This window comes from Paenibacillus sp. J22P218 (assembly GCF_056269195.1).
This window is the reverse complement of sequence record NZ_JBWDNL010000001.1, coordinates 355,025-380,556: the sequence shown is the minus strand read 5'-3', so window position 1 is coordinate 380,556 and position 25,532 is coordinate 355,025. Positions and strand designations below refer to the sequence as shown.

Genomic DNA, 25,532 nt, shown 5'->3' with positions numbered 1-25,532 from the left:
CTCCTGCTTGGAAGGAGCTCTAAGATGCTCAAATCGAAAGTATCCGTACAGGTCATAAGCTCCGGCATGCTGCCGGAGGATACGCTCATGCTCGGCGAAGCGCAGATGAAGCGTCTCCGAATTCCGCAGGGCCAGCATATTACGCTAAGGTTCGGTTCGTTCCGTCATAATGTCAAAGTAATCGCGATTCCTAAGTTCGAAGGGATGCGCGTGAGCCAGAGCCTCGCCAAGAAGATGGGCCTCTCCCACAACGCTTCCGTGGGACTGCGTTACACGGAAGCTACGTCATCCCTTGTTCTTGGTCCGCTGATCGGCGTATTGGTCAGCCGTGATTATCCGAATATGCCGGATAAGCCGTTCGGCTCGATTACGATGTTCTGCCGGGAACTCGTGGATGCTTGTACGGAGCATGGGGCTTTCGTCTACTTCTTCACGCCGAACCAGCTTGGCAGCATGAATGCCGTCAGCGGCTGGGTATTCAATAACGTCTGGATGAAAACATCCATGCCGATGCCCGATGTCGTCAATAACCGCATCACATCGAGGAAAATGGAGAGCAGACCCAGCGTACAACATTTCCTGAATGAAGTAAAACTTCATCATGCTACTGTCGTATTCAACGAGAAGTTTCTCGATAAAGCAGAAGTATTCGATGCGTTAAAAAAAGACGAGACCGTCGCCCGCTACTTGCCCGAATCGCATCTGCTGCGCAATTACACGATGCTGAACGCCATGTGCTCCCGCTACAGCAGCGTTTTTCTTAAGCCGATTCGAGGCAGCCTCGGCAAAGGCATTATCCGCATTACGCGCGGGGAATCGAATAACGGCTATTTAGCTATGTTCGCCACTGCGAGCGGCAGCCGCAAGCAATTGTTTACTAATCTTGAGAAGCTCTTCTCGACGATCTCTACCAAGATGAAGACGATTCGTTACCAGGTTCAACAAGGTCTGCAACTGATTGAAATCCAGAAGCGGCCCGTCGACTTCCGCGCGCTGGTACAGAAAAATGCCAAGGGCACGTGGGCGATTACCTCGATCGTCGCTCGTACGGCCGGCGACCAGCACTTCGTATCCAATCTGGCCCGAGGCGGAACGCTCAGCACGGCGGCCGAAGCGATCGGCAAATCGAATTTGCAGAACGGAATCAACAGGCAGGAAGCCTCCTCAAGGCTGCGGCAGGCGGCGCTTCATATTGCCAAAGGCGTCGATACGCAAATTCCCGCGCATTTCGGCGAGCTTGGCATCGATCTGGCCATGGATACGAATGGCCGCGTTTGGCTGCTGGAGGTCAACTCCAAGCCGTCCAAAAACGACAACACTCCGCTTAACGACAACAAAATACGCCCTTCCGTGCTTGCTCTAATCCAATATTCCCGTTTCTTATCGGGCTTCTGACGGGGGCTGCCATGAAACTACCTAATGTTATTATCGGTATCTATGTCGCTTCCATCATCCCAACTGCCAATGCTGACCTCGAGCCTGAGCTGCCTGAACCATCCTTCTATCGTCAGCTTGCCATTGCTGCGGAGCGTCTCTGCATGCTGTTATATGTATTCACAGCAGAGGGGTGGCAGCCTGGTGCTCGCGAGCTGATCGGCTATCGCTGGCAAGAAGGACGTTGGCAGCAGCAGACTTGCCCGCTGCCCGACGTTGTCTACGACCGCCGCTTTTGCACCGATGCGGTAAGCCGGCGAAGCAGCCGTCATATCTTATCCCAAATAAAGCTAGCTAAGCCGCATATACTTCTTAACAGCAGCCTTCCATCCAAGCTCGATGTCTATGACGCGCTTAAGCAAAACAATAGGCTGGCGCCTTTTCTCCCATCCACGCTGCCCTACAGTTCCCCTTCTCAGATCGAACCGCTGCTTGCGTCCTATCCGGATGGGCTCGTCCTTAAACCGGGCGCAGGCATGCATGGGATCGGCGTCATTCATATAAAGCTGAATACAGAAGAACAATCGGTACACATGAATGGCCGTACGCGAAGCAATCGCATTTTCACCAAGACGTTCACCCTAGCAACAACCAACTGGAGGCACTGGTTGGATCGGGTTACTGCCCGTACTCCCTATATTCTTCAGCCCTACTTGGCGCTTAACGATAAAGAAGGATATCCCTTCGACATCAGGGTCTTGCTTCAGAAGAACGAGCAAGGCTTTTGGCGCTTGAGCGGCATAGCTGCCCGCCGAGGGGCTCGAGGCGCGTTAACCTCTAACCTGCACGGCGGAGGCGGCGCCACGCTGCCGCAAAGCTTGCTTGAAATCAACTATGGCAAGCCGCAATCCGAACGTTTGCTAGACCAAATCCATATGATAAGTGAGCAGGCAGCTGAGCATCTCGAGGGCCGCTACGGAAGATTCGCTGAGCTTGGCTTCGATTACGGCATTGAGCCGGGCGGCCGCCTATGGCTGCTTGAAGCCAATTCGAAGCCCGGCCGCGCTTCGTTCCGCCTCATCGGTGACGATAGCGCCGAGCGACATTCCATTGAACGCCCACTCTTATACGCTAGATTTATCGCGAGACGATTATATGCTACGGCTGCAGTCCATGAATCCGCTAACGGCCGACAAGCGCAGGATCCGAAACGACTACGGCCTTTCAACGTTCAGGAGGTTCATTGATGAGTTTGACAACGTGTAATGTGCACTTCTCTCCACAGTCCGATAAAGTCATTTATTTGTCGAGCCCGTTGCTCAAGCAGCTTAAACTGGCCGGTAAAAAATCGATTCATCTCAAATTAGGCAATGAGGTCATCACGACCGAGCTCAAGGCGTTGAAGCGCCCGGGCAACCATCTCTACCTGTCCGCGGGCGTGCGGCAATTGATTAAAGTGCCGAAGTCAGGCAACGTGTACGTGCTCGCCAGCGGCGAGAACGAAGTCCAGATCGGGCCGCTCGTAGGCATTCTTAGCGACTCGAACGTGCACTCCGAGAGCTATCCGTTCGGCGGGCGCACGAACTTTATTAAACAAATTATTCGCATGGGCGAGGATAAAGCCTATTTATTCGGCTTCACGCCAAGCGACATTAATTGGCAGCTTGAGACCGTCAACGGCTACTTCCTTAGCCCCCAAGGCGGCTGGTATCGCAAAGTCGTTCCGCTGCCCGATGTCGTCTACAACCGCCTGCCGAACCGCAAGGCCGAATTCTCGACGTCCATCAGCTCGCTGCGCGAGAAGTTCGTACGGCGGAAAATCCCTTTTTTCAACTGGAGCTTCTTCAATAAATCCGACGTGTATAAGCTGCTCGACAACGATCCGGAGGCGCTGAACCACTTGCCTGAATCGGTATCGAATCCGACACCGGAGAAGATGAAGGAGATGCTTGAGAAGCATCAATTTCTATATTTCAAGCCGACAGCTGGAAGTCTTGGGGTTGGCATCTATCGGCTGACCTATCACTCGAAGCGCGGTTATTTCGTACGTTACCGCAAGGGCAGCCAGAACGTTCTGCTTCGCTTCCCGAACTTCAACAGTCTCATGCGCATGCTGCAAGCGCGTCACGGCAATACCTTTAATCAATACGTCGTTCAGCAGGGCATTCGACTCGTTGAGATCGACAGCTGCCCGCTCGACTTCCGCTTCCATATGCATAAGAACGGCAAAAATGAATGGGTTCCCGCAGGCATCGGAGCGAAGAAGGCCGGCCGCGGCAGCGTGACGACCCATGTGAAGAACGGCGGACAGCTGATGACGCCGGAACAGGCGCTTAGCCGGACGTTCGGCGCGCAGGCGGATACTGTGCTGGACAAAGCGAAGAGTGTCGCGATTAAGTTGTCTGAAGCGATTGAACGCAATTACCCTCATCGTCTTGGCGAACTCGGACTCGACCTTGGCATCGACAAGGACGGTGAAGTATGGATGTTCGAGGCGAACGCGAAGCCGGGCCGTTCCATTTACAAGCATCCTGCACTTCGTTCGGAGGGTCGTGCTTCCGTTTCGTACATTTTGGAGCACTGTATGTATCTTAGCCACTTCCAAGGAGGTAATGGCTAATGGAGAGCTTGCTTCCGGATGAGACGGACATCAGAGAGCTTCGCGCCGGCAGAACAGTACTCGCTATACTGACCATCGATGACGATACTCAACTTTTCCGGGGCAACCGCAATAACTTCATCGATATTATTCGAGTAGGTCAAGGTATGGGGTTTATCGTCTACGTCGTGACAGTGAAAAACTTGCTGTTAACCCGGAGCAACCTGAATGGCTACGTATACAACGAGGAATCCGAAAGCTGGTTGCCGCGGCTGCTGCCGTTTCCTGATATTATCTACAATCGGATTCCTCAGCGCGAGGATGAGATGCTTCCAGCCGTTAAGCAGAAGATCGCCGCCTGCCAGAAGCACCCTCGCGTCAGGCTGTTCAATCCTTCCTTCTTCAACAAATGGGAGATGTTCGAGTGGCTGCGCGACTCCAAGTCCACCAAACCTTTCATTCCTACGACCCGCAAGCTGATGTCGCTGTCGAGCCTGGGCCAAATGATGGATAAATATTCCTTTATCTACTTGAAACCGGAGAGCGGCAAAGCGGGCAAAGGCATTATGACGATCAAGTTCCAAGCGGCCAGAGAGCTTCCTTATCGGTTGAAAATACAAGAGCGCAAGAAGAGCTCCACCTACAGCTGCAGCTCGATTACGAAGCTATGGACTCGTATCCAGAAGGAAAGCGCCGGAGAAGCTTACATCGCGCAGCAAGGCATTAAGCTCGCTTCCTTCAACGATCGCCATTACGACCTGCGCGTGCTCGTGCAGAAGAATAGCCGCGGGCAATGGGATATTACCGGCATCGGCGCCCGTATCGCAGGCAGCTCGAGCATCACGACACATGTGCCTAGAGGCGGCATGATTGAAGATCCCGAGAAACTGCTTGTGTATACATTTAACGAGGATAACGCGCGTAAGCTGTTATTAAAAGCGAAAGCGACGGCGATCCTCATCGCCAAGCAGATCGAACGGGCATCGAAGCAGCTGCTCGGCGAGATGTCGATGGATCTGGGTATCGACAGCGAAGGCAGCATCTGGTTTTTCGAAGCGAACTCAAAGCCAATGAAATTCGACGAGCCGCATATTAGACAGAAATCGCTGGAGCGGATTTTTCATTACAGCTCCTATCTAGCCAGGAAAAAAACGAGCACGGCGGGAGGCATGTAACGATGGAAGTGGAGCTGCTTGCGCCGGATAGATGGCGTACCGAGAAGAAGAGACTGATCGGCTTCGCCCTTCGCTTCGGCGATAAGCGGCTAGCTATCGCGACGATGCATGCGCTGCGCAAGCTGGATGATTCAATGCTTGAATCAGATGCTAGCGGTGTGTATACAGCAGTCATTGCCGTCGCTGTCCACGGCAGCCGCATCGTCGGCTTCGGCTTCGCTGCCGATGGCGGCGAAGGGGGCAGTCTCGTCGTCGTGCATCCGGATGCCCGAGGACTGGGCATTGGCGGCAAAATCGTAGAAGCGATGATTGGACGTCTCGGTTCTATGACTTGCAATGTGGCTGTCGACAATACCGCAAGCATGGCGATCTGCTTCAAGCTCGGCATGAAGGCTGTCTCCATGCATCGCGGCCCCACGGGCAAGCCTACGGTGCGCTTCGAGAAAACAGCAGAGTTGGGAGCTCCGATCAAGGTGTGAATATTGAACAAAACGGCCGTCCAGTCTGCGTCGATGCGCAGCCTAGGCGGCCGTTAACGATATCTTTAATACCGTTCAATCCATTCTCGCAATTCACGAAAATCCGAAATAAGAATATCCGCGCCTTCGAGCTCGTTGCGCTTGCCATAGCTCGCATAGGCGCAGCCGATTGTTGACAAGCCGTTGCCCTTCCCCGCTTCCACATCGGAGGAACGATCTCCCACCATCCATGCCGACTGAACGCCATGATCGCTCAGCAGTCTGGCAACTAGGTCCACTTTGCTGGCTGTCCCGTATTCGCCTGCGCTGTACAAGCCTTCGAATAAAGGGGCAATTCCCTTATGCTCCGCTACACCCTTCACATAAGCCTCCAGCCCGTTGCTTGCGACGAACAGCTTGACATCCCGCTCCTTCAACCAAGCAAGCGTCTGCTCCACATTGGGATATAGCTCGCCCTCGCCCGCTTCGAGCCCTTCCAGCTCGTACTGGAGCATCAGTTCATCTGCGCGCCTTCTGGCCGCTTCAGAGCTATCGGGCATGATTTGACGCCATATATCTTCCAGCAGCATGCCGAGACAGCTAAGCAGCTTGTCTACGGGCGGCGTCTCCTTCATATACAGCTTCTCTTCGCGAAGCGTCTCGAACAGCCGTTTATGCACTTGCACGAGCAGCGTTTCCGTTTCGAATAACGTTCCATCCATATCAAATATAACCGCTTCCGGCTTTGTAAGCTGTTTCTCGTTCATTATATAGGTTCGCCTCCAGTAGTCCAGTTCCATTGCTGCCCTTATCATACTGGAGCGGCCAATACCATCGCAACCCGCTTACGGAGTTTTCGGCGTTTTCAACGCTAAGACGCTTGCAAGCTTCCATAGCGTATACGGTCCAATATAAGCTCCGCTTGCTAGAAAAACAGGGTTAATAAGCACCCGATGAACCTCCGTCATAAAGACGGTGTCCCTCGTTATCGTAGCCGCCACTGCCGTTGAGGCTATGACGAAAAAAAGGAAGAATGCAATAACCGCCAGTCCATCGCACAGCCGCCGCAAGCCGGCGTTTCTTCCGCTGATCCAGCCTAGCAGAAGCGCCCCGGCCGCGAGTCCGATTCCGCTCAATACCATCATCTATGATCACCTCTTCCTGACCAGCATCGTCGATATTTTTCAGAAATAAACGCTTACGCAAATAATGAACCTGCGTATTGTAAATTGGATTCGGATATGTCACACTGTTTGGGGGCAAGCGCTTAAGAAACGGACCTAAAGCCCTGCATGTAAGGAAAGGAAAGGACGTGACGGTAAGAGCATGATGATATGGCTGCTTCGTTCCATGACTGAGTTAAGCTCGCGCAAATGGATTTCCCGGATGACCGGAGGATTCGCCCAGTCAGCCGCCAGCCGCCATCTAATTGCAAGGTTTGCAGCTATGTATGGCATAAAGGTGGAGGAGGCCGAAAAGCCCCTCTCTGAATATAGAACGTTGAATGAATTTTTCACCCGCCGGCTTAAGCACGGCATGAGACAGATCGATGGCGGCGAAGACCAGGTGGCCAGTCCCGTAGATGCGCTGATCACCGGAGCCGGCCGCATTCAGGACGGGACGATCATGAATGTCAAGGGACAGGACTACACCGTAGAAGAATTGCTTAATCGTTCTCCGCGCGCCTCTTCCTATCTGGGCGGCTATTACATGGTCTTATATTTAAGCCCTACCGATTATCATCGCATCCATGTACCGGTAAGCGGAACGGTCGTAGAGCGGGAGCACATAGCCGGCAAGGTGTATCCGGTCAACGACTTCGGATTGCGCCATATGCGAAGAGTGTTAAGCCGCAACGAAAGGCTTATTACCTACATACGGAACGAGTTCTGGGAAACGGCGGTCGTCAAGGTCGGCGCTATGAACGTCAGCAGCATTAAGTACGTTGAGCCGCTGCAAGACGAGGTTAATAAAGGTGACGAGCTCGCCTACTTTTCCTTCGGCTCTACCGTCGTCCTGCTGATGGAGGATGACAGCTTCGCTCCGCGCGAGGATATCGAGGTCGGATTGAAAGTGAAGATGGGCGAACGTCTTGGACGTCTATTGCCGAAGCAACCGCTATAACTGAGAGTAGAAACAATAAAAAGACTTCTTATGATGACAGCCTAGGCGGCATCGTAAGAAGTCTTCGTTATTGTATGATTCAATATGGAATATAGGCTCAACGTATTTCCGATGGACTTCTGCCCGTATATTGCTTGAATTGGCGGCTGAAGAAAAATATATCTCGATAGCCAAGCGCATCGGCTACTTCGGTGACGTTCATGCCCGCGTGCATAAGCAGATGCTGCGCGCGTTCGATCCGGGTCCGAATCATATACGTCTGAACAGACATCCCGATCATTTCCTTGAATTTCATCGAAAAATATCGCGGCGAAAGCTGCGCCCGCATCGCCAGATCTTCTACGCGATGCGCGATGCTCGGATTTTGGCGAACGTAATTGGCGATCTCGTGGATAGCTTCCGTCAGTTGATTGCTCGCTTTCTTCTCCACCGGCGCCGCATTGTCCTCGCGCAGCAGATGAATGATCAGCTGCTTAAGCACAAGCTTCGCTTCTTCTTCCGCCGCATACGTTTGCACTAAAAATAATCGAACGTAACGCGATAACATATATTCGAAGTCCACTGTATCCGTAAGCACACGATGACGCTCTGGCACTGAATCGACAGCTTCATCCACTTTAAAATGAATATAAGTCAATACAAGAGGTTTCTGGGGATTATGTGTCGCGCTCGTGTGATCACCGGGCCGGAACAAGAAGCAGCTTCCCTTGCTTACTTCATAGATCGAACCGTTAATTTCTACTTCCCCTTCGCCGCTCCATACATAGAATAGATCGTAATTAGGTATCGGCTTCTCGCGTCTTGCCCAGCGCCATCCAGGCTCGCAGACGATCTTGGCAAAGGCAGGCTGCAAAACTAAAGAATCAGGCGATACGTGCAGCATATAAAAATCCTCCCCCGCCAGCGAAACAAACCGCTTTCCATCCCATCTCGAAGCAGCATTTGTCGCGCGGGCCCATAATAGGCAGCTAACGCTTACAGAGCAGCAACCGTTGTTGCTCGTCCAAACATATGTCGTCATCATACAACAGCGATAAAGTTTTGTGCAAGCCGTACAACAATGTGACTAGATTTCGCAAAAAATTTGCTATGAGAATGGTTTGCACCTTAGAAAAAATGTTATAATAGCACCCGACAAGAAGATTAGAGCTGTAACGCGTCACAGACCGGCAGTTCTAGCCAATAATAACTTATACGAATCATCTCGGAAGGATGGAATGAAGTCTAATGAACCCACTTGCACAGCAGTTAAATGAGACGTTGCAAACGGAAAATCCGAACGTCTACGCCATGTTATCGGCTTTAGGCAAAGCGATTTATTTTCCGAAGGAGGGCATCCTCAGCCAATCCGCTGAAGCAAAGACGAAGGCGAAGAAGTTCAACGCTACGATCGGAATTGCAACAGAGGGCGGTGTGCCTATGCATCTCAAAGTGATTCAAGAGACGCTGACCGCTTATAATCCGAAGGATCTTTACGAATATGCACCTCCTGGCGGCAAGCCGGAGCTTCGCTCTGCTTGGCGCACGAAGATGATTAAAGATAATCCGTCTCTTGAAGCCAAGGGCTTCGGGACGCCTGTAGTAACGAATGCATTGACGCACGGCCTTAGCATTGTTGCCGACCTGTTCGCCGATGCTGGAGATGCCGTAGTCATTCCAAATAAAAACTGGGAAAACTATGAGCTCACCTTCGGCGTACGCCGTGGCGCTGAGATCGTCGAATATCCTTTGTACAACAATGAAATGAAATTCAACAGCCAAGGTCTTCGCGAAGCGTTGCTCGCACAGAAGGACAAAGGCAAAGCGATCGTCGTGCTTAACTTCCCGAACAACCCAACAGGCTACACGCCAGGTCCTCAGGAAGGCGACGAAATCGTAGCTGCGATTCGCGATGCGGCGGAAGCGGGCATCAATGTTGTGGCTGTTACCGATGACGCTTATTTCGGACTGTTCTTCGAGGATTCCTTGCACGAGTCGCTTTTCTCCAAGCTTGCGGAACTGCACCCGCGCGTGCTTGCGATCAAGGTTGACGGGGCTACGAAAGAAGAGTATGTGTGGGGCTTCCGCGTAGGGTTCATCACCTACGCATCTTCATCGGCTGCTGCGCTCGCAGCGCTTGAGCAGAAGACGGTCGGCATTATTCGCGCTACGATTTCGAGCGGACCGCATCCGTCGCAGACGTTCGTGCTTCGCGCTCTGCAATCGCCGGAGTTCGAGCAGCAGCGGGCCGAGAAATACGATATTATGAAAGGCCGCGCCAATACCGTGAAGACCCTGCTCGACAGCGGCCGTTACGGCGATGTGCTGAGCTACTATCCGTTCAACTCCGGTTACTTCATGTGCCTCAAGCTGAGCGGTGTTACAGCTGAAGCTGTTCGCAACCGCCTGCTGAACGAATACGGCATCGGAACAATCGCGCTTGGCGAGACCGATCTGCGAGTCGCGTTCTCCTGTATCGAGGAAGAAAACTTGGAAGAGCTGTATGACACGATCTTCAAAGCGGTTCAAGAGTTGCTAGCGTAAGAAACAGCGAAGACACAAAAATGATTTCAATAAAAAGGACCTCCGCGTTCACTTTACAGTGAAATGCTGAGGTCCTTTTTGTATAATCGGCCCCAATCGCCTGTTAAGCGACTTTTGAGTGGAAAACATACAGTCAAAAATTAATCGTCATCTTCCTCTTTGCGCAGCTTCTTCTTAATACGGCTTGGCCTAATGGCAATATAAGCTAACATAGCTGCTGCTGTAGCAGCTACAGGCGCGTAATAGCCTTGAATGAGCAATGGCAATGCAAGAGGGAATGCCAGCAATACAGCGATGACGCTTAGAGCCATGCGATCTATCTTCGTATATTGGCCAATGCGCTGACTATCCGGCAGCGGGTACACATGCTTCCATACGGAATGACGATGAACCTGTCTAAGCCCTCCCAGTTGAACGGACAACACAAGCATGAACAAGGCATAAACAAGCGGCGCTCCCCATCCGGACAACGAAGCATCGTCGGCAATCCAATACGTTACGAGACCTCCGAGCAGCAGCAGTCGGATCAGAATGCCTCCCATCTCGGTTCGAAGCAGCGCGGCCAAATACAAATAAACAAATGTATGTCGTTTGGAATACGGAACTAGCCGAAGCGCCCAGGCGATGTATGAACGCCTAGCGATTGGTGACGGGAGCGTCGGAACGTCGATGAACATGCCAAAAAACGTATAATAACGCTTATGAGTTGTCCTCTCTTCCTCGATCATACGCTCCCAAGGAAAGCGGTGACTGCCCGGCAGCCGGTATGCGAAAGTGAAAAGCGCAACTACGAGCAGCGTGAAGACGACTGACTGCCAAGGAACGTATGTCAGCCACACATACAGAACGATTGCCGTGGCAAGCCAGCGTGCTATGCGAAGCAAACGCCGCATGCCCGGCCATGCAAGCTTACGCTCCTTCCAGCCTCCCCACAGATTAGCCGCGCGCAGTAACGCCGCCCCGCCTACAATGACTAGCCAGTGAGCCGGCGCAGCCCCTTGCCTATAGATCGGCACATACAATAGAAGCAAGGCGGCGCTGAATAATACCGTCATGATCGTCGAACGACGGTATGACGCCTTCAGGTAACTTCCCATTTCCCCTTCGCGAGGCATAAGAAAAACCGTATCTGCAGGCGCAAGCCATGTACGAAGCGGTGTCCAGCTAACCGCCAGCGTAAGCACGATCACTCCAACAGCCGTAATCGGAAAGTCCTGCGGCAAGTCCCTAATAAGCTTAAAATAACCTAATATGCCGGATATAACGAAGAGCGACAGGAAGGCGGGAAATCCACTCATCGACATATAGCGCAAATATGGCATTGTTTCCTTGCGGAAAGCTTGTGAGCGCTTCTTCCATAACGACTCTAGCGAGCTGCCTCTGCCTTCTGCACTCATGAATGGCCTCCGGTAACGAGCTTGTAGAACGCTTCTTCAAGCGTTCCGTTCCGCATATCAATGCCCGCTGTACGCCTTACATCCTCCATTGTCCCTTGTGCAGCGATATGTCCCTGATGCATTACGATGAACCGGTCGCAATACGTCTCCACCGTGGACAAAATATGCGAGCTCATCAGAATAGCCGCTCCGTTCCGCTTCACTTCCACCAATCGTTCCAACAGTGAGCGAATCGCGAGCGGATCAAGACCCAGGAAAGGCTCGTCTATAATGTATAGCGGCGGCTGAGCCAATAGAGCGTTCATAATCATGACCTTCTGGCGCATCCCTTTGGATAGATGGCTTGCGAACGCTTTTCGCTTAGGAAGCATTTGGAACTGATCGAGCAGCGCTTCTTGCCTCGCAGCAAAGTCCTTCTCCTTTACATCGTAGGCCATGCCCGTCATATGAAGATGCTCCTCAACCGTCAGCTCGGGAAACAATTCAGGCGCTTCCGGCACATAGGCGAAGGCCGATCGATATACTTCCGGCTGCTCCGCCAGCGTCGTGCCCGCAACCTTCACTTCTCCCTGGTGCGGCTTCATAAGCCCAAGAATATGCTTGATCGTCGTGCTCTTGCCTGCTCCGTTAAGCCCGATCAGCCCGACCATTTCACCTGCTTTTACTTCAAAATCAAGACCGTGCAGCACCGGCCTGCGCGGACTATATCCGCCAATCAGCTGCTTCACCTGCAATATCGTGTCCACTCTCTTCACCTTCACTATTACATATTGGCATCATGACTATCTTCTATATCAGCATACCGAATTATGGGCGCAATATCAAAAAAAGCCGTCCCTTGCTCGCGTAAGCGGGCAAGGGACGGCTTTAATCCCTAATTGGTTCTATTTAATTTCGATCGTTTCTACGATAGCGTTCTTGCCCGTAACTTTTACCGATTGTCCTTGTTTAAGAAGCGAAGCATTGCCTACAATTTTAACGTTAGGGGAAACCGCGTAGATCAGAACGTTAGTCTCTGAATCTTCCTCTTGCGTTACCGTAATCGCGGACAGCTTGGCCGACGAATCGAACGTTAGCGATTGTACTTTGCCAGTCTCCGAGAAGCTAACCACTTCCGGCTCTTCTTCCGTTACTTCGATGAACACTACTTTGCTTTGGTACGTGCGAACGAGTACTTCGTCGCCTGCGCGAAGCGCGCTTACGGCAGCTTTCTTGTCATCGCGGAAAATAAAGACGTTAGGATCAAGCGTAAGTACAACTTCGGTTTTATCAGCCTTCACGACTGTAATTTTGCCGCCGCTTGCAGCAGCCTTCAATGTGCCTGTAATCGACGTAGCGTCTTGATCCGGCATTTCCTCGTCCGTGCGGTCAAGGAGCACTGCAATCTCGGCGCGGGTAATCGGTTGGTTCGGACGGAATGTCTTGTTGCCATTACGGTCTTCATAACCTGTAATAATTTTTTTCTCAAGAGCCAACGCTACGTAACCGACAGAACCGGCTGGAATTTGATTTGCGTCCTTGAAATCAAGCTTCGTATTGTTAAGAGCTTTCGCTTCATCTTCCAGTTTAAGAGCTTTAATAAGCAAGATCGTCGACCATAATCTTGTCGCTTGCTGCTCCGGTTTCACCTCTGTCTCGTTTTCAAAGAACAGATCGTTTTCTAGAGCAACCGAAACGTATCCTACCGCCCATGGATATTTTTTCTTGATTTTATCCGCGTCTTTGAATTGAAGCTCCGTGCTCATCTCTTCCGCCGACTCGGCTTGATCTCTTAATCCCATCAAGCGAACCGCAGCGCTGATCGCTTCGATGCGAGTAATTTTGTTCGAGGGCTTGAATGTACCATCATCGTAACCTGTGAAAATACCTTTGGACGCCAGACGCATAATATATTCGGTTGCCCATTTCAAGTCGTCTTCGTCTTTGAATTTCCAAACTACTTTATATTTATCGTCGTCCTTATCGTCATTCTTATCGTTATGCCGGCTGTCTTCGTTCTGATTATTTCGGTCATCATCACGACCTCCGCCGTTTCCTCTGCCATTGTCGGCAAAAGCTGCTGTCGCACCGCCTGTAAGCATCATTAGTGCCAGTGAGGTAATTGCTGTCTTCTTCCACATACTTTGTTTAGTCAAGAAAGCCACTCTCCCTATGATCGATTACGGATTTTTCCGCTTTTTACCTTCGCCCATAACGTTCGGGGGAGGGTGTCCGATTTAGGAGGGTGGCTTGCAAATAAAAAAATTATTTGTCGTTTTTGTCGGCTTCACGCTTCGCTTTTAACCATTTCGGAGCGCCTTTGTTTTTCCCATCACGCTTGCGTTCTTCCTTCGCTTTCGCCTTCACAATCGGCTTAGGGGCCGCTTTGGCTGCGGGCTTCAATGTGCTGGATTCCTGCCCGCTGCCGATAGCCGGCGGCTTCGGAAATTGCGGCTTTCGCGGCTTCTCGACTGCCTCTGCTGTGCGAACCGGCTTATCTTCAGACACCGCTTTCCGGTTAGCGGAGGCGAACGGCTTCGTCGCTTCGCGAAGCTGCTCATTCGTGAGCAGCTTGCCTCTGAACATGACACGCTCTTCTAGTGTAATGCCTAGCTGCTTACGGAATTTCTCCATAATGAACAGCTCCTGCGGCGTCACTATCGTTACGACGGTACCGGGGCGGCCCATACGTCCCGTCCTTCCAGCACGGTGAACGTAATGATCGGCGTCAATCGCCGGATCGAGCTGAATAACGAGCGGCAGTCCCTCGATATCCAGACCGCGCGCCGCGACATCAGTAGCAAGCAGAATCTGGCAGCGTCCCTCACGGAAACGCGCCAGCGTTGCCGCGCGGCGCTGCTTATCGGCGTCGCCGTAGATGGCCTCAACAGTGAAGCCCTCGTAAGCAAGCTTCGCTTCCCAATTCGAAATATTGTCCGTATCGTTCAAGAACAACAGCGCGGAGGACGGATTCAACAAACGAACGAGGCGGCGTGCCGTATCCGTCTTGTCCCTTTTGTCGCTAAGCATGTAGTAGTTCTCGATCGTCTCCGACACCCTATGCTCCGGCGTAATCTGAATGCGGGCGGGATCCTTCATCCAACGGCCTTCGAATCTAGCCATCACATCGGGATACGTCGCAGAGAAGAACGTAATCTGACGCTCCTTGCCTGTCGCATGCAGAATCGCCTCTACCTCCGAGGTCGATCCGAGATGGAACACTTGGTCTGCTTCGTCAACAACGACGTACCTGACGTCATGCAGCTTCAGCTTGCGCAGCTTCAGCAGCTCATGAATACGTCCCGGCGTACCGATAACAAGCTGCGGATGCAGCTTCAACTTCTCGACCTGCCGCTTCAACGCCGCGCCTCCGATCAATTGCTGCACACGAAGGCCTAGCGGCTCCGCGTACGACTCGGCTACTCTTACGATTTGCATGGCGAGCTCCTGCGTCGGCGATAGAATGATCGCTTGAATCGCATTAGAGCCTGCGTTCAACCCTTGCAGCAGCGGAAGCAAATAAGCAAGCGTCTTGCCCGTTCCCGTCTGCGATCTTGCCGAGACGTCGCGTCCTGCAAGCAGGAGCGGAATCGTCTCCGCTTGAATGCCCGTCGGCTCCGTAATGCTATTCTCCTCCAGCTTAAGACTCAGCGTCTCGTTAATGCCTAGTTCAATCCAATTTTGCTTGCTCATACGCTTCGTTATTCCTCTCTCGTGCTAACCTTATTTTCGATTGAAAAGTCCGCCTACAAGCCTGTCCGCAAGCCGCGGAAACAGACCGTAGAACCATATGCCGACCGATGCTGCCCTAGGAAGATCCAGCTCCTCCTTGCCGCGCTCCATGACGCGAACGATCATTTTCGCTACATAAGCCGGCTTCATCATGAACCAACCGACATTTTTCACATAGCTGCCCGTCGGATCGGCCACTGCGAAGAACTCCGTATCGATCGGCCCTGGATTGACCGAGGATACTTTAATGCCCTGCGGCTTAAGCTCCATCCGAAGCGAATTGGTGAATCCGAGCACTGCATGCTTCGTAGCCGAATAACCGGTCGACTTCGACGAACCGATCTTGCCCGCCATCGAGGCGACATTCACGATATGACCGCTGCCCTGCTTAAGCATGTGCGGAAGCACCGCTTTCGTACATCTCACGATGCCCATATAGTTTGTATCCATCATTTCCGCGAAGCTTTCCACCGATGCATCGGCAAATAATTCGAACTTCCCGAAGCCCGCATTGTTAAGCAAAATGTCGATCTTGCCATATTTGCGTATGGCTTCATCTACTGCTTGCTGCACAGACGCCTCGTCGGTCACATCCATGCGAAGGATCGAATGCGTCCCATGGATCGTCTTCGATAATTGTTCCAACTTGGCATAATTACGTCCCGTCAGCACCGGTATCGCGCCGCGCTCTGCAAGCAGAGCCGCGGTCAATGCGCCGATGCCGCTCGACGCTCCCGTTATGAATACGATCTTTCCGCGTATCATCCAATATCACCCATTCTTACACGCTAACGGCCTGACTGCTTTAGCGGCATTAACTAACTGATCTATTCTTCTAGTCCAAGTTTACTTGATCGGTATCCAAGACGCAAAAAAAGCTCCCGAAGGAGCCATTTCTGTGCTAAGATGCGATTAAAACTTGAATGTCCAGTTCTCCGATCCCTTCCATAATGAGAGGAATCGTCAGCGCTTGTTTTGCGGAAAATCCGGCCGAATTGGCCGATTGAATAACTTTCGGCGGTGTAATGTCCACTCTCACACCTTGGTTAAACAGCATCGTACTGGCATTTCCGCTAATCATGTTGCCCAGCTCAGAAATAGCACTCCGAACGATCTCATCAATCTCGGAGATTACGAATCCGCCCATCATGGCGGAGACGATCTTAAGCGCGACCTGTTCACTAAGTCCGAATACAATGTCACCGTTCATTTGTCCGTTGAGACCAATCTGAATCCAAATGTGATTCTCAACAAACTTAATATCCTTGAGGCCAAGCTGACCGGTAGCAGGACGAATCTGGATAACCTGCTCGATCACGATTTTTGCAGATTCAAGAAACGGGTTTATATATTCTGCCTTCATAGAAAGGTTACGCTCCTTCTCGACAAAATTCGCGGTTTGTCTTATTTAATTACCATTATACTTAAAAAACTAGGACAAGTATACTATAAACAAAGCAGTTGCGTCTTTAGTCCTATAAATTACATAATAATGTCGGATTACATAAATTTTCTTAGGAGGCTCCTTATGCCGAACGTATGGGCACATCTTATTTTTGGACAGCTCGTGCTTGAAAAAATGAAGGAATCCAAGCTAATTGCTGCGGATGACGATAAGGCTATTTTTAATATGGGCTGCCAAGGCCCAGACTTCCTATTCTATCATCGGTTCCTGCCCTGGCAGAAAAGCATCGCGATGAATCGTATGGCAACCGCCATGCACAATGAGCATTGCGGACCTGTATTAATAGAGCTGCTAGATTCGGTTAACGGACGCAAAGCCTGTCCAGGCAAAGCAGATCGAGCAGTTTTGTACGCGCTTGGCTTCGTTCTGCACCATGTGCTGGACCGCAATATGCATCCTTTCGTATTCAGCAAATCGGGATTTCGCAAGTGGGATCATCAGCGCTACGAGATTATGATGGATACTGTCATTGCGCGAAAGCTATGGGGAATTGAGACGTGGAACACGCCGGTTTGGCGCTATATCGATACGAATGGCCGCTTCCCCGAGCCGATTGTCGATGCGTTCGAAACGATTGCGGGAAGGTTCTATCCGGAATTTGCTCACTCCATTAGCCGAAAAGATTGGCATGATGCGAATCTCGATTTCACGAACGCACAGCGATTATTCCATGACCCGAGCGGCGTTCGCAGAGCGCTTACCTTCGGAGCAATCGAACCGTTCGTATTCCGCAAAGGACCTACGCCCTATGACGTTATGAATGAACAGGATCTGCCATGGATCGATCCGACCGATAAAGAGGTCTACCATCGCGATAATGGTTGGACATTATGGGAGCGCGCAATTGACGACGCTATGGACGTTATGAGCGCCGTCCTCATATGGCTCAGAGCCCATGAAGCGCCTCAGCCAACGAAGGAAGACCGGATAGAAGTTCGTCAGCTTCGTGAGATAGCTATTGAGAAAATCGGAAATTTCTCTTATGAGACGGGGCTTCCATGTGATATTGGCGTACGAATTCGCTATGCGGAGACGGTGTGGCCGGATCAGCCTGGTATTACCGAAGCCGCTATCTAGCAACAGAGCCGAGATCACGCAACGTCGCTTTGCGCCCTCTCGGCTCCTTATTTATTACCACATCAGGGTGTTTAATCACTTTATAGCGGATAAGCGAAAAGAGATTATTCTGATTGGCGATAAAAACCATCCGCTTAAACGCGGTCGCACATCTCGAAGTACTCCGATAGGAGTTTTTCTCACTACACAGCCTTGTCCGCACTATTCCTGCGGAAGCGAACCCGGATGAGCCGCAGCTTCTCGTACAACGTATCCACAGGCTTGCCTAATTCCGAAGCATCGCTTGACCCGTATACCTGCTGAAGCACCGGCTTTAAATAACGATCGCCTACGCTTGAGAGCGCATGCCAGACAAGCTGCTGCTCCTCCTCCGGCATCTCTGACAGCTCGCGTGTAATGAGCGGCTCAAGGTCATAGCCCTCCTGCTCCAATTGTTCGATCCGGTCCATCAACTCACGCCTTGTCAGCTCCAGCTTCTCCTCGAGCTGCTCCAGTGTTCCACCTTGCTGATTAGCTAGCAATATTTGCTTCTTCGCGATATGTCGATCCATCTGCGTCTTGTACTTCGTCTCCTTCTGCTTGAATAGCCAGCCCGTATAAGCTGAAGTATCCAGCTTCTCGGCTACCCATTGCAGCGGGAATGCCGTCTCGCGCGCGAAGCGGCTTGTCACTTCCACTATCTCTTCTCCGTAAGCGGCAAGCTTAGCATTCCCCCAGCCTGGAATTTGCGCCAGTTCTTCAGCGGTATGAGGGACGAAGGCGCTAATCATCCATAACATTCGATTCGTCGATACGAGATAGGCCGATTTTTTCTCCGAAGCAGCCTTTGTTCTGCGCCATTCGCGCAACGACTGGAACAACTCTTGATTGGCATGCAGCTCGCCGTAGCATTGCAGCATCGTAACGAAACTTCCGGCCGTTGTGCGGCGCTCTTCCAGCATGCCGTCAATAATCGGCGTGTAGCCCTCGCCCAGCTTCCTCGCGATGCCAAGGCGGAAAGCGATCATCATCTCTTCCCATGACGTTCCTTCGAACCAGGTGTCCGGATTTCCCTCGGCCTGCTCGCCTTCCATCCACAATACAGCCCAGACGCCTTGCCGCTCACAGATTGAAAGTTGCGAGCTGATGACGCCTTGATCGGCGTCCGTTTTCTCGAGCGTGTTCAAAAATACGATTTGCATACCTGCTACACTCCCTATTCGAATATAATGATAGATAACGAATCGCAGATCGGCGGAGAAACCCCCGGACAAAACAAAAAGCACCTCCCCTGCCTAAGCAGAAGAGGTGCTCCCTCACGATCAAATGATTCGATTGCTTACAGACTACCATATGGAATGGTTTATGACAAGCGTTTTGTTAGTGTATACTTATCCGTAATGCCGCTGCAATTTCTAAGAAGGTTTTGCAGCTTACTAATGCGAGTGGAGGCTATACCCCATGTTACTGCCTGATTATGATTTTATGTCCGATACGACCGAGGATACCTCGACTAGGTTCGTCACATTCATTACGCCGAGCTTGAAGCGCTTCGATCTTGCGATAACGGCAACTCACCGCTTCTACGGCAAGAAGCTGATTACCGAGCTGCAATCCGGCAAGACCGCGATCATTGGCCCGGATGATCTTGAAGAGGATGGCTATTTGGAATTTACGTTCAAGCTGACCGAGGAAGAAGCTTCCGAGCTTGCGCAATTTTTGTATTTTGTAGTCGGAACGGTGAATTTTACCGATTGATCAGGGAACACTGAAATGGTAGCAAATAACCATTTCGGAGGCGACTCTATATGACTCGTTACAAGGACGAAGATCGTCAAGCGTACACGGACGTATCAACTGTGGAATCGCAGCGCAACGACCTGATTCCGGAGGAATTTCCGGAAGGGCCGTACGGAACGGAGCTGCTGGTGGAATCTCCTGGCAAAAGCAAGCCGTGGCGAATCGACCAAAGCGCCTCCAAGCGCTTCGACTACGAGAATCGGTCGCTGCATGAAGATCTTGACCGAGACTATCCCGGCGACGAAGGATATACCTCATCCGTGCCTGAAGTGCTCGACGAACCCTAAACAACAAAGCCCTTGCTTTCTCCTTACCGCCCAATCGGGCGGCAGTGGAAGCAAGGGCTTTTTTTACCACATAGGAAAGGTTAAATTCGCTAAAGCGTTAAAGCGAGTCGAACTTTCCTATTGGCGAATAAACCAACCTTTAAACGCGTTCGCTCATCTTCAAAAGACCTCGATTGAGGCTTATCTCATCAGCAAGCTGGCGCGAATTAGTATACTTTCTTCAGGAAGGCAAGCGTCGCTTGCAATGCATCTGATAGATAACTTGTCGCGCCGCTATAAGGATGCAGAACGCCGAATGTATGGTCAGCGCCTTCTATGGAAACGAAGGTCTGATCCGGCGCCGCTTCGCGCAGCTTTTGATTAACCGCCAGCAGCCGCTCGCCGTCGCTGCTGCCCTGAACGACTAATACCGGTTGCTCAAGCAATCTGAATTTTTCAATGACATCGAACCGTTCTTGATTCGCTAGCGCGTCCTCGGCTACAAGGCGCTGCACGAGCGTAATATTAGGATCGTCCAAGGAGGCAACCGGCGAAGCGCCGCCATTCCACACGACTACTGCTTGTATGCTGTCCGGCTGCTCACCCGCAAGCAGAAGACTGCTGCCTCCTGCCCGGCTATGCCCGATAACGGCGATTCGACGCGAATCGTATTGCTCTCTTAACGGAAGCAGCCCTTGACGGACGTACTGCACGATCGTATCCAGATCGCCAAGCTCCTGCGTAATGGTGCTCGCTTGCGCGACGCTTTGGTCATCCAGCCCTGATTCCTTAGCTGCGATTCTTGCAAAATCAAAGCTAACCGCATAGAATCCTCTCTCTGCCAAGCTATCCGTCACCTCAGGCCAGAACGCCCAATCTTGGAAACCTCGAAAGCCGTGCGCGATAATGACGACCGGCTTCGCCGTTCCCTCTTCTGTCGCTTTCACTCTGCCTTTTAGTACAAGCTTCTCCGATACCGGAATTTCAAATGCATGCGAAATAATCGTTCTCTCCGACATGTTCAACACTCCTTTTCATTATTGGATTGAAAAAAAAAAGGAGGCAATCCTTCTCAAGAAGGACACCTCCGTTTTAACGGTCGTTGGCTAAAAGTTATTATTCATATATAACGCATTGAAATACTTGGATATAAACCTATAATAGCAATCGTCTCCATTTAAGTCAACCATCAATTTATATAAAATGCCCCATCTGCAGAACGCTATTTTCAAGCATTCTTCTGATGGGGCATCTTTCACTTTGTTTCGATCAATTAGCTTATCAAAGCGATCAAGCTTTTAAATTCCAGCTCATCGAATTTGCGAAGCACGATTTCGCGCTCGTAAGCCCAGCTGCAAGCTTCAAGCTCAGCCGAGACTGGCGCGTCGCAGCGAATCGTTGCAAGATCGCGGGACAGATGCAGCATGTCCAGATCCGCTTCGATCTTGGCCCGAATCGTCTTCGTTACCGCCTCGAGGTTGGCAAGCAGTCCGTCGATAGAGCCATGCTCCTGGATAAGCTTATGCGCCGTCTTCTCTCCGATGCCTTTGACGCCCGGATAGTTGTCGCTCGTATCGCCCATTAACCCTTTAATGTCAATGATTTGGGCTGGCGTAAGCTGCCGCTCCTCCATGAGGCTCGCAGGCGTATACACCATGTAGTTCCCAATGCCCTTCTTCATAATTGCAATCGATACCGTTTCGTCGACAAGCTGCAGCATATCATGGTCGCCTGTTACGACTACAACCTCTGCTTGATCCTTAAACGCACGTGCTAACGTACCGATGCAATCGTCGGCTTCGAAACCTTCGATACCGATGTTCGGCACGTTGAAGCTGGCGACGACCTCTTTCACCAAATCGAACTGCGGAACCAAATCCTCTGGCGCGCTTGGCCGATTAGACTTATAGCCGTCGTATTGCTCCGTACGAAACGTCGTACTTCCCATATCCCAACAGCAAATCACATGCGTGGGCTCGAACGTTTTCACCGCGTCCATGAAATAACGGACAAAACCATGAACAGCATTAACCGGCACACCTGAACTCGTCCGGCGAATACTGCTGCTGCTTCCGAACGATGTTGCGAAATAAGCTCTGAACAAAATAGCCATTCCATCCACGAGCAACAATTTTTGATTAGCCATTGCTATAATCACTCTCCTTCTAAATAAACGATGCCTTATAAACTATTTATTCCCCGCGAATGAACCTTCCAATCCGCTTAGCGGCTTCTATTAATCTATCATTTTCTTCGACAAGCGCGATACGCACATACCCTTCCCCTTCTGATCCAAAAGCTTCGCCCGGTACAACTACGACACCGGTCCGCTTCAGCATTTCCTGGGAAATCGTCCGCGACGTCCACGGCTCGTTCAGCGACCACTTCATTGGCGGCAATTGCGCCCATACGAACATCGTCGCCTTCGGTGCTGGCACCTGCCAGCCCTCTTCATTCAATGCGTCGATAAACAGATTTCTTCTCTGCTCGTATCGTTTGCCCGCCTTAGGAGCTTCATCAGCAGCGTCCATCGCTTCCCGCAGCGCCGCAATGCCCGCTTCTTGAATCGGATCAAACACGCCGTAATCGATATTCGCTTTCAACTCACGAAGCGCACCAACTGCTTCGCGATTGCCGGCCAAATAACCGATCCGGCAGCCCGCCATATTAAAGCTCTTCGACAAGGAATGGAATTCGACCGCTTGTTCAAGCGCTCCTGGCACTTGCAGGATGCTTGGCGGCTCACAGCCGTCAAAGCCCATCTCCGAGTAGGCCAAATCATGTACGACCAATACGTCATGTTTGCGCGCCTTCTCGATTAACCGCTCGAAGAAACCAAGGTCCGCGACAGCCGAGATCGGATTATTCGGATAGTTAAGCAAAATAAATGTTGCATTGTCCCACTGCTCATCGGCAATCCCATCAAGGTCTGGCATATACCCGTTCTCTTCTCGCAGCGGCATGAGCACCGCTTCAACACCGGCAAGCGCAAGTGAAGCCGTATAGATCGGATACCCGGGATTTGGCAGCAGCGCTGTATCACCAGGATCGCATAAGGCCATCGCCAAATGCGCCAAACCATCCTGCGAACCAAGCAGCGTTACAATTTCATGTGCCGGATCAAGCTCGACACCGAATCGGTGCTTCATCCACTCCGCCGCATGCGTCTTGAAGGGCAACCCGCTTCGCGTTGCCGGATATGCGTACATATCGGAGCGCAGCGCAGCTTCGCTCAGCACTTGCCTGACAGCTGGCGTTGGCGGTTTGTCGGGGCTGCCGATGCCTAGATCGATGATGTCCTGCCCACTTGCGGCGGCTGCCATCTTCCACGCCGCCACCTCTGCGAAGATCGACGATCCAAGCAGCGACAGCCGCTCCGACCTCCACTTCCGTTTGTCGTTGCTCATGGCCTAGATCACCCGTTCCTCTTCCATACTTGCTCGTACTGCTCTTCCTTATAACCAACCGTAACGGTTGTTCCATCCGTTACGATCGGCCGTTTAATAAGCATACCGTGCTGAGCAAGAAGCTCATATTTCTCGTCTTCGGACATGGCAGCCAGCTTGTCCTTCAAACCGAGTTCCTTGTATACTTCTCCGGATGTATTAAAAAATTTCTTCAATTCCAGTCCGCTAAGACGGACAAGCTCTTTCAATTGTTGAGCGCTCGGCGTTTCCTCGACGATATGCTGCGACTTCACTTCATTGCCCTTCGCTTGCAGCGACTTAAATGCCGCCTTGCACGTGCTGCACTTCGGATATTGAATAATAGTTAGTTCGTTCTGCTTCGTCATCGCTGACTCCTCCTATTCGCTGACGCCATTCTCATGCGGCGCAGCTTCTCTATATCAATCAAGCAGCAACTAGCCGCCAAGCCCCTTCAACGTCTGTTCTAGTCGTACAAGCTCCGGCGGCAGCTCTGCATGCCACTCCATCCGTTGTCCCGTCAGCGGATGGGTTAAGCCCAGCGTTTCCGCATGAAGCGCCTGACGGCCTGCCGCTTCTTCCCAAGCGGCAACGGCGTTATCCTTAGGACCATACATCTTGTCTCCTATAAGCGGACAGCCGATATGCTTCATATGGACGCGAATCTGATGCGTTCTGCCCGTCTCCAGCTTCAGCTTCACCGCAGCGGCGTCATCCCGAAAGCTCTCCGCCGTCTCATAGTGCGTTACGGATGCATAACCGTTCGGCGTCACGATACGCAGATGCGGTTCAAGCGGATCGCGGTCGATCGGCGCGTCAACCGTACCCGTAAGCGGCTGTGGACAACCGTAGACATAAGCGCGATACAGCTTCATCACTGTGCCTGCTTGCAACTGCTCCGATAACTGCTGATGGACATACGAAGTCTTCGCAATGGCTACAAGACCAGAGGTGTCCTCATCCAACCGGTGAACAGGTCTGAACCTGACGCGTTCGCCCTTCTCGAGCCAATGGTAGACCACGCCGTTCGCCAGTGTTCCCGTATAGTGGCCATGCGTCGGATGAACGACCACGCCAGCAGGTTTGTTGACGATCAACAAGTCCTCGTCCTCGAACACAATCTGGAGCTGCATCGGCTCTGGTAAAATATCATCCGATTGCTCGCGCAGCATACGGACGCGAATAACGTCGCCTTCAGACACGGTCGCCGTCGTATAGACCCGCTGCTCATTCACGGTAAGCCCATGCTCGGTCAGCTTCACCTGTGACAGCAGCTTGCGGGATACGCCAAGCTTGCGCTCCAGCACGGTGCGTACCTGCTTCCCGTCATCGCTCCGCTCGACTTTTACGATGAGCGGCTTATAATAGAGCTCCTCGGATTGCATTTGCATCATTGCTTATCCGAATCCTTGCTCTTGCTCGTACGGAACACTTCCGCACTCCGTTCATATTCCATATCGGGAAGACCAAGTCTCGCATTCGCAACCCGCGCAGCAGCGAAGAAGAAGTCCGACAACCGGTTCAAATAAGTCTGTACATCCTCGCTGACTGGATGCGAAGCTGCCAGCGCAAGCGTCACCACGCGCCGTTCTGCTCTGCGGCATACCGTTCTGCACACATGCAGGCTAGCTGAAAGCGCGCTTCCCCCAGGCAAAATAAACTTAAGCAGCTCAGGCGCTTCCTCCGTATATTCATCGATCCATTCCTCCAGCCGCAAAGCTGGACCCGCATCCAGCTTTAGCGGCGCGCCTTCCCTCGCATAGGCAAGATCGGCCCCGCAATCGAACAGCTCATGCTGAATAACCGTCAATCGCTGGGCCAGTTCTGCCAGCGCCTCATGCTTTGCCGCTTCCGCAGCGGCAACGCCTACGAAGCTGTTCAGCTCGTCAATCGTACCGTATGCTTCAACCCGCGCGTCGTCCTTGCGGACTCGTCCCCCGATTAAGGATGTCTGGCCTTTATCGCCAGTTCTCGTGTACAGCTTCATATTATCGCACCCTCTCAAGCCTCTCAATCTTCTGTTCCCACTATACCATAAATGAGCACCCTCGAGGCGCCTAGGCAGTATGTTCCTGTTGCCCCAAACGAACTCTATAATCGCTAGTTCCTTCCGCACTCAAATGAACATTTAGAACAAACGAAAGCAGCAGGCCGGATGT

26 protein-coding genes are annotated in these 25,532 nt (G+C 51.8%); 10 read left to right on the top strand and 16 right to left on the bottom strand.

Features of this window, described 5'->3' with window-relative positions; translation table 11 throughout:
- The first annotated feature begins 24 nt into the window (after nt 1-24).
- Genes AC0YN0_RS01740 through AC0YN0_RS01720 form a run of 5 tightly spaced genes read left to right on the top strand, consistent with a single transcriptional unit; the run spans nt 25 to nt 5,627 of the window.
- The gene (locus AC0YN0_RS01740) at nt 25-1,395 is read left to right on the top strand and encodes a YheC/YheD family endospore coat-associated protein (RefSeq protein WP_475819739.1); all 1,371 of its coding nucleotides are present in this window, start codon (nt 25-27) and stop codon (nt 1,393-1,395) included.
- An 11-nt stretch (nt 1,396-1,406) separates the two neighbouring features.
- Nucleotides 1,407-2,621, top strand: a complete 1,215-nt coding sequence (locus AC0YN0_RS01735) for a YheC/YheD family endospore coat-associated protein (protein ID WP_475819738.1) — start codon at nt 1,407-1,409, stop codon at nt 2,619-2,621.
- On the top strand, nt 2,621-3,994 hold the full coding sequence (locus tag AC0YN0_RS01730) for a YheC/YheD family endospore coat-associated protein (RefSeq protein ID WP_475819737.1): 1,374 nt from the start codon (nt 2,621-2,623) through the stop codon (nt 3,992-3,994). Before AC0YN0_RS01735 ends, AC0YN0_RS01730 begins: the two co-directional genes overlap by 1 nt.
- Complete coding sequence (locus AC0YN0_RS01725; protein ID WP_442050476.1) at nt 3,994-5,148, top strand: YheC/YheD family endospore coat-associated protein; 1,155 nt, start codon at nt 3,994-3,996, stop codon at nt 5,146-5,148. Before AC0YN0_RS01730 ends, AC0YN0_RS01725 begins: the two co-directional genes overlap by 1 nt.
- A gap of 2 nt (nt 5,149-5,150) precedes the next feature.
- Nucleotides 5,151-5,627: a GNAT family N-acetyltransferase gene (locus tag AC0YN0_RS01720; protein ID WP_475819736.1), complete on the top strand. Its 477-nt coding sequence runs from the start codon at nt 5,151-5,153 to the stop codon at nt 5,625-5,627.
- Nucleotides 5,628-5,692: 65 nt separating this feature from the next.
- Here the strand turns inward: AC0YN0_RS01720 and AC0YN0_RS01715 are convergent, their stop codons facing one another.
- The gene (locus AC0YN0_RS01715; RefSeq protein ID WP_475819735.1) at nt 5,693-6,373 is read right to left on the bottom strand and encodes an HAD family hydrolase; all 681 of its coding nucleotides are present in this window, start codon (nt 6,371-6,373) and stop codon (nt 5,693-5,695) included.
- A gap of 78 nt (nt 6,374-6,451) precedes the next feature.
- Nucleotides 6,452-6,751, bottom strand: coding sequence for a transposase (locus AC0YN0_RS01710; RefSeq protein WP_475819734.1), 300 nt, complete (start codon nt 6,749-6,751; stop codon nt 6,452-6,454).
- A 181-nt stretch (nt 6,752-6,932) separates the two neighbouring features.
- Here AC0YN0_RS01710 and asd point away from each other — a divergent pair, with 181 nt between their 5' ends.
- Complete coding sequence (gene asd / locus AC0YN0_RS01705; protein WP_475819733.1) at nt 6,933-7,730, top strand: archaetidylserine decarboxylase; 798 nt, start codon at nt 6,933-6,935, stop codon at nt 7,728-7,730.
- 97 nt (nt 7,731-7,827) lie between these two features.
- Here the strand turns inward: asd and AC0YN0_RS01700 are convergent, their stop codons facing one another.
- Entirely contained in the window at nt 7,828-8,613 is a 786-nt protein-coding gene (locus AC0YN0_RS01700; protein ID WP_337099628.1) for an AraC family transcriptional regulator, read from the bottom strand.
- 344 nt (nt 8,614-8,957) lie between these two features.
- Here AC0YN0_RS01700 and AC0YN0_RS01695 point away from each other — a divergent pair, with 344 nt between their 5' ends.
- Nucleotides 8,958-10,253: an aminotransferase class I/II-fold pyridoxal phosphate-dependent enzyme gene (locus AC0YN0_RS01695; RefSeq protein ID WP_475819732.1), complete on the top strand. Its 1,296-nt coding sequence runs from the start codon at nt 8,958-8,960 to the stop codon at nt 10,251-10,253.
- A 140-nt stretch (nt 10,254-10,393) separates the two neighbouring features.
- Here AC0YN0_RS01695 and AC0YN0_RS01690 read toward each other — a convergent pair whose 3' ends face one another.
- The 6 genes from AC0YN0_RS01690 to AC0YN0_RS01665 form a co-directional block, all read right to left on the bottom strand.
- A complete protein-coding gene (locus AC0YN0_RS01690; RefSeq protein ID WP_475819731.1) occupies nt 10,394-11,650 on the bottom strand; it encodes an ABC transporter permease in 1,257 nt (418 codons plus the stop codon).
- Entirely contained in the window at nt 11,647-12,396 is a 750-nt protein-coding gene (locus tag AC0YN0_RS01685; protein ID WP_442050524.1) for an ABC transporter ATP-binding protein, read from the bottom strand. Before AC0YN0_RS01685 ends, AC0YN0_RS01690 begins: the two co-directional genes overlap by 4 nt.
- 138 nt (nt 12,397-12,534) lie before the next feature.
- Nucleotides 12,535-13,794 (bottom strand): S-layer homology domain-containing protein, encoded by a 1,260-nt coding sequence (locus tag AC0YN0_RS01680; protein ID WP_475819730.1) that lies wholly within the window; start codon nt 13,792-13,794, stop codon nt 12,535-12,537.
- Between the two features lie 100 nt (nt 13,795-13,894).
- Complete coding sequence (locus AC0YN0_RS01675; protein WP_475819729.1) at nt 13,895-15,322, bottom strand: DEAD/DEAH box helicase; 1,428 nt, start codon at nt 15,320-15,322, stop codon at nt 13,895-13,897.
- Between the two features lie 30 nt (nt 15,323-15,352).
- A complete protein-coding gene (locus tag AC0YN0_RS01670; protein WP_475819728.1) occupies nt 15,353-16,126 on the bottom strand; it encodes an SDR family NAD(P)-dependent oxidoreductase in 774 nt (257 codons plus the stop codon).
- A 136-nt stretch (nt 16,127-16,262) separates the two neighbouring features.
- Nucleotides 16,263-16,724 carry a chemotaxis protein CheX gene (locus AC0YN0_RS01665; protein ID WP_442050466.1) on the bottom strand — a complete coding sequence of 154 codons (462 nt, stop codon included), beginning with the start codon at nt 16,722-16,724 and terminating at the stop codon, nt 16,263-16,265.
- A 165-nt stretch (nt 16,725-16,889) separates the two neighbouring features.
- Here AC0YN0_RS01665 and AC0YN0_RS01660 point away from each other — a divergent pair, with 165 nt between their 5' ends.
- Nucleotides 16,890-17,903 (top strand): zinc dependent phospholipase C family protein, encoded by a 1,014-nt coding sequence (locus AC0YN0_RS01660; RefSeq protein ID WP_475819727.1) that lies wholly within the window; start codon nt 16,890-16,892, stop codon nt 17,901-17,903.
- A 182-nt stretch (nt 17,904-18,085) separates the two neighbouring features.
- On the opposite strand, the gene AC0YN0_RS01655 is transcribed toward AC0YN0_RS01660, so the two are convergent.
- Nucleotides 18,086-19,084, bottom strand: coding sequence for an HRDC domain-containing protein (locus AC0YN0_RS01655; RefSeq protein ID WP_475819726.1), 999 nt, complete (start codon nt 19,082-19,084; stop codon nt 18,086-18,088).
- A 259-nt stretch (nt 19,085-19,343) separates the two neighbouring features.
- Here AC0YN0_RS01655 and AC0YN0_RS01650 point away from each other — a divergent pair, with 259 nt between their 5' ends.
- Together AC0YN0_RS01650 and AC0YN0_RS01645 are read left to right on the top strand one after the other, a co-directional pair.
- Entirely contained in the window at nt 19,344-19,640 is a 297-nt protein-coding gene (locus AC0YN0_RS01650) for a DUF3055 domain-containing protein (RefSeq protein WP_475819725.1), read from the top strand.
- Between the two features lie 50 nt (nt 19,641-19,690).
- Nucleotides 19,691-19,969: a hypothetical protein gene (locus tag AC0YN0_RS01645; protein WP_475819724.1), complete on the top strand. Its 279-nt coding sequence runs from the start codon at nt 19,691-19,693 to the stop codon at nt 19,967-19,969.
- Between the two features lie 206 nt (nt 19,970-20,175).
- Here AC0YN0_RS01645 and AC0YN0_RS01640 read toward each other — a convergent pair whose 3' ends face one another.
- The 6 genes from AC0YN0_RS01640 to AC0YN0_RS01615 all read right to left on the bottom strand — a co-directional run bounded on the left by AC0YN0_RS01640 (nt 20,176) and on the right by AC0YN0_RS01615 (nt 25,360).
- The gene (locus tag AC0YN0_RS01640) at nt 20,176-20,967 is read right to left on the bottom strand and encodes an alpha/beta hydrolase family protein (protein WP_475819723.1); all 792 of its coding nucleotides are present in this window, start codon (nt 20,965-20,967) and stop codon (nt 20,176-20,178) included.
- Nucleotides 20,968-21,221: 254 nt separating this feature from the next.
- Nucleotides 21,222-22,094, bottom strand: a complete 873-nt coding sequence (locus AC0YN0_RS01635; protein ID WP_475819722.1) for a 5'-3' exonuclease — start codon at nt 22,092-22,094, stop codon at nt 21,222-21,224.
- 46 nt (nt 22,095-22,140) lie between these two features.
- Complete coding sequence (locus AC0YN0_RS01630) at nt 22,141-23,355, bottom strand: aminotransferase class I/II-fold pyridoxal phosphate-dependent enzyme (protein WP_475819721.1); 1,215 nt, start codon at nt 23,353-23,355, stop codon at nt 22,141-22,143.
- Between the two features lie 8 nt (nt 23,356-23,363).
- Nucleotides 23,364-23,741 (bottom strand): arsenate reductase family protein, encoded by a 378-nt coding sequence (locus tag AC0YN0_RS01625; RefSeq protein WP_337099642.1) that lies wholly within the window; start codon nt 23,739-23,741, stop codon nt 23,364-23,366.
- A gap of 69 nt (nt 23,742-23,810) precedes the next feature.
- Nucleotides 23,811-24,758, bottom strand: a complete 948-nt coding sequence (locus AC0YN0_RS01620; protein ID WP_475820873.1) for an RluA family pseudouridine synthase — start codon at nt 24,756-24,758, stop codon at nt 23,811-23,813.
- Between the two features lie 5 nt (nt 24,759-24,763).
- Nucleotides 24,764-25,360, bottom strand: a complete 597-nt coding sequence (locus tag AC0YN0_RS01615) for a cob(I)yrinic acid a,c-diamide adenosyltransferase (protein WP_475819720.1) — start codon at nt 25,358-25,360, stop codon at nt 24,764-24,766.
- Between the last annotated feature and the right edge of the window lie 172 nt (nt 25,361-25,532).

What these genes read in the sequence shown, in the direction of transcription:
- AC0YN0_RS01620 (WP_475820873.1), bottom strand. Translation starts at nt 24,758, where the DNA reads ATGCAATCCGAGGAGCTCTATTATAAGCCGCTCATCGTAAAAGTCGAG.
- AC0YN0_RS01665 (WP_442050466.1), bottom strand. Translation starts at nt 16,724, where the DNA reads ATGAAGGCAGAATATATAAACCCGTTTCTTGAATCTGCAAAAATCGTG.
- AC0YN0_RS01670 (WP_475819728.1), bottom strand. Translation starts at nt 16,126, where the DNA reads ATGATACGCGGAAAGATCGTATTCATAACGGGAGCGTCGAGCGGCATC.
- AC0YN0_RS01690 (WP_475819731.1), bottom strand. Translation starts at nt 11,650, where the DNA reads ATGAGTGCAGAAGGCAGAGGCAGCTCGCTAGAGTCGTTATGGAAGAAG.
- AC0YN0_RS01635 (WP_475819722.1), bottom strand. Translation starts at nt 22,094, where the DNA reads ATGGCTAATCAAAAATTGTTGCTCGTGGATGGAATGGCTATTTTGTTC.
- AC0YN0_RS01640 (WP_475819723.1), bottom strand. Translation starts at nt 20,967, where the DNA reads ATGTCGGAGAGAACGATTATTTCGCATGCATTTGAAATTCCGGTATCG.
- AC0YN0_RS01655 (WP_475819726.1), bottom strand. Translation starts at nt 19,084, where the DNA reads ATGCAAATCGTATTTTTGAACACGCTCGAGAAAACGGACGCCGATCAA.
- AC0YN0_RS01695 (WP_475819732.1), top strand. Translation starts at nt 8,958, where the DNA reads ATGAACCCACTTGCACAGCAGTTAAATGAGACGTTGCAAACGGAAAAT.
- AC0YN0_RS01740 (WP_475819739.1), top strand. Translation starts at nt 25, where the DNA reads ATGCTCAAATCGAAAGTATCCGTACAGGTCATAAGCTCCGGCATGCTG.
- AC0YN0_RS01615 (WP_475819720.1), bottom strand. Translation starts at nt 25,360, where the DNA reads ATGAAGCTGTACACGAGAACTGGCGATAAAGGCCAGACATCCTTAATC.
- AC0YN0_RS01645 (WP_475819724.1), top strand. Translation starts at nt 19,691, where the DNA reads ATGACTCGTTACAAGGACGAAGATCGTCAAGCGTACACGGACGTATCA.
- AC0YN0_RS01720 (WP_475819736.1), top strand. Translation starts at nt 5,151, where the DNA reads ATGGAAGTGGAGCTGCTTGCGCCGGATAGATGGCGTACCGAGAAGAAG.
- AC0YN0_RS01625 (WP_337099642.1), bottom strand. Translation starts at nt 23,741, where the DNA reads ATGACGAAGCAGAACGAACTAACTATTATTCAATATCCGAAGTGCAGC.
- AC0YN0_RS01710 (WP_475819734.1), bottom strand. Translation starts at nt 6,751, where the DNA reads ATGATGGTATTGAGCGGAATCGGACTCGCGGCCGGGGCGCTTCTGCTA.
- AC0YN0_RS01700 (WP_337099628.1), bottom strand. Translation starts at nt 8,613, where the DNA reads ATGCTGCACGTATCGCCTGATTCTTTAGTTTTGCAGCCTGCCTTTGCC.
- AC0YN0_RS01650 (WP_475819725.1), top strand. Translation starts at nt 19,344, where the DNA reads ATGTTACTGCCTGATTATGATTTTATGTCCGATACGACCGAGGATACC.
- AC0YN0_RS01675 (WP_475819729.1), bottom strand. Translation starts at nt 15,322, where the DNA reads ATGAGCAAGCAAAATTGGATTGAACTAGGCATTAACGAGACGCTGAGT.
- AC0YN0_RS01725 (WP_442050476.1), top strand. Translation starts at nt 3,994, where the DNA reads ATGGAGAGCTTGCTTCCGGATGAGACGGACATCAGAGAGCTTCGCGCC.
- AC0YN0_RS01715 (WP_475819735.1), bottom strand. Translation starts at nt 6,373, where the DNA reads ATGAACGAGAAACAGCTTACAAAGCCGGAAGCGGTTATATTTGATATG.
- asd (WP_475819733.1), top strand. Translation starts at nt 6,933, where the DNA reads ATGATGATATGGCTGCTTCGTTCCATGACTGAGTTAAGCTCGCGCAAA.
- AC0YN0_RS01630 (WP_475819721.1), bottom strand. Translation starts at nt 23,355, where the DNA reads ATGAGCAACGACAAACGGAAGTGGAGGTCGGAGCGGCTGTCGCTGCTT.
- AC0YN0_RS01730 (WP_475819737.1), top strand. Translation starts at nt 2,621, where the DNA reads ATGAGTTTGACAACGTGTAATGTGCACTTCTCTCCACAGTCCGATAAA.
- AC0YN0_RS01735 (WP_475819738.1), top strand. Translation starts at nt 1,407, where the DNA reads ATGAAACTACCTAATGTTATTATCGGTATCTATGTCGCTTCCATCATC.
- AC0YN0_RS01660 (WP_475819727.1), top strand. Translation starts at nt 16,890, where the DNA reads ATGCCGAACGTATGGGCACATCTTATTTTTGGACAGCTCGTGCTTGAA.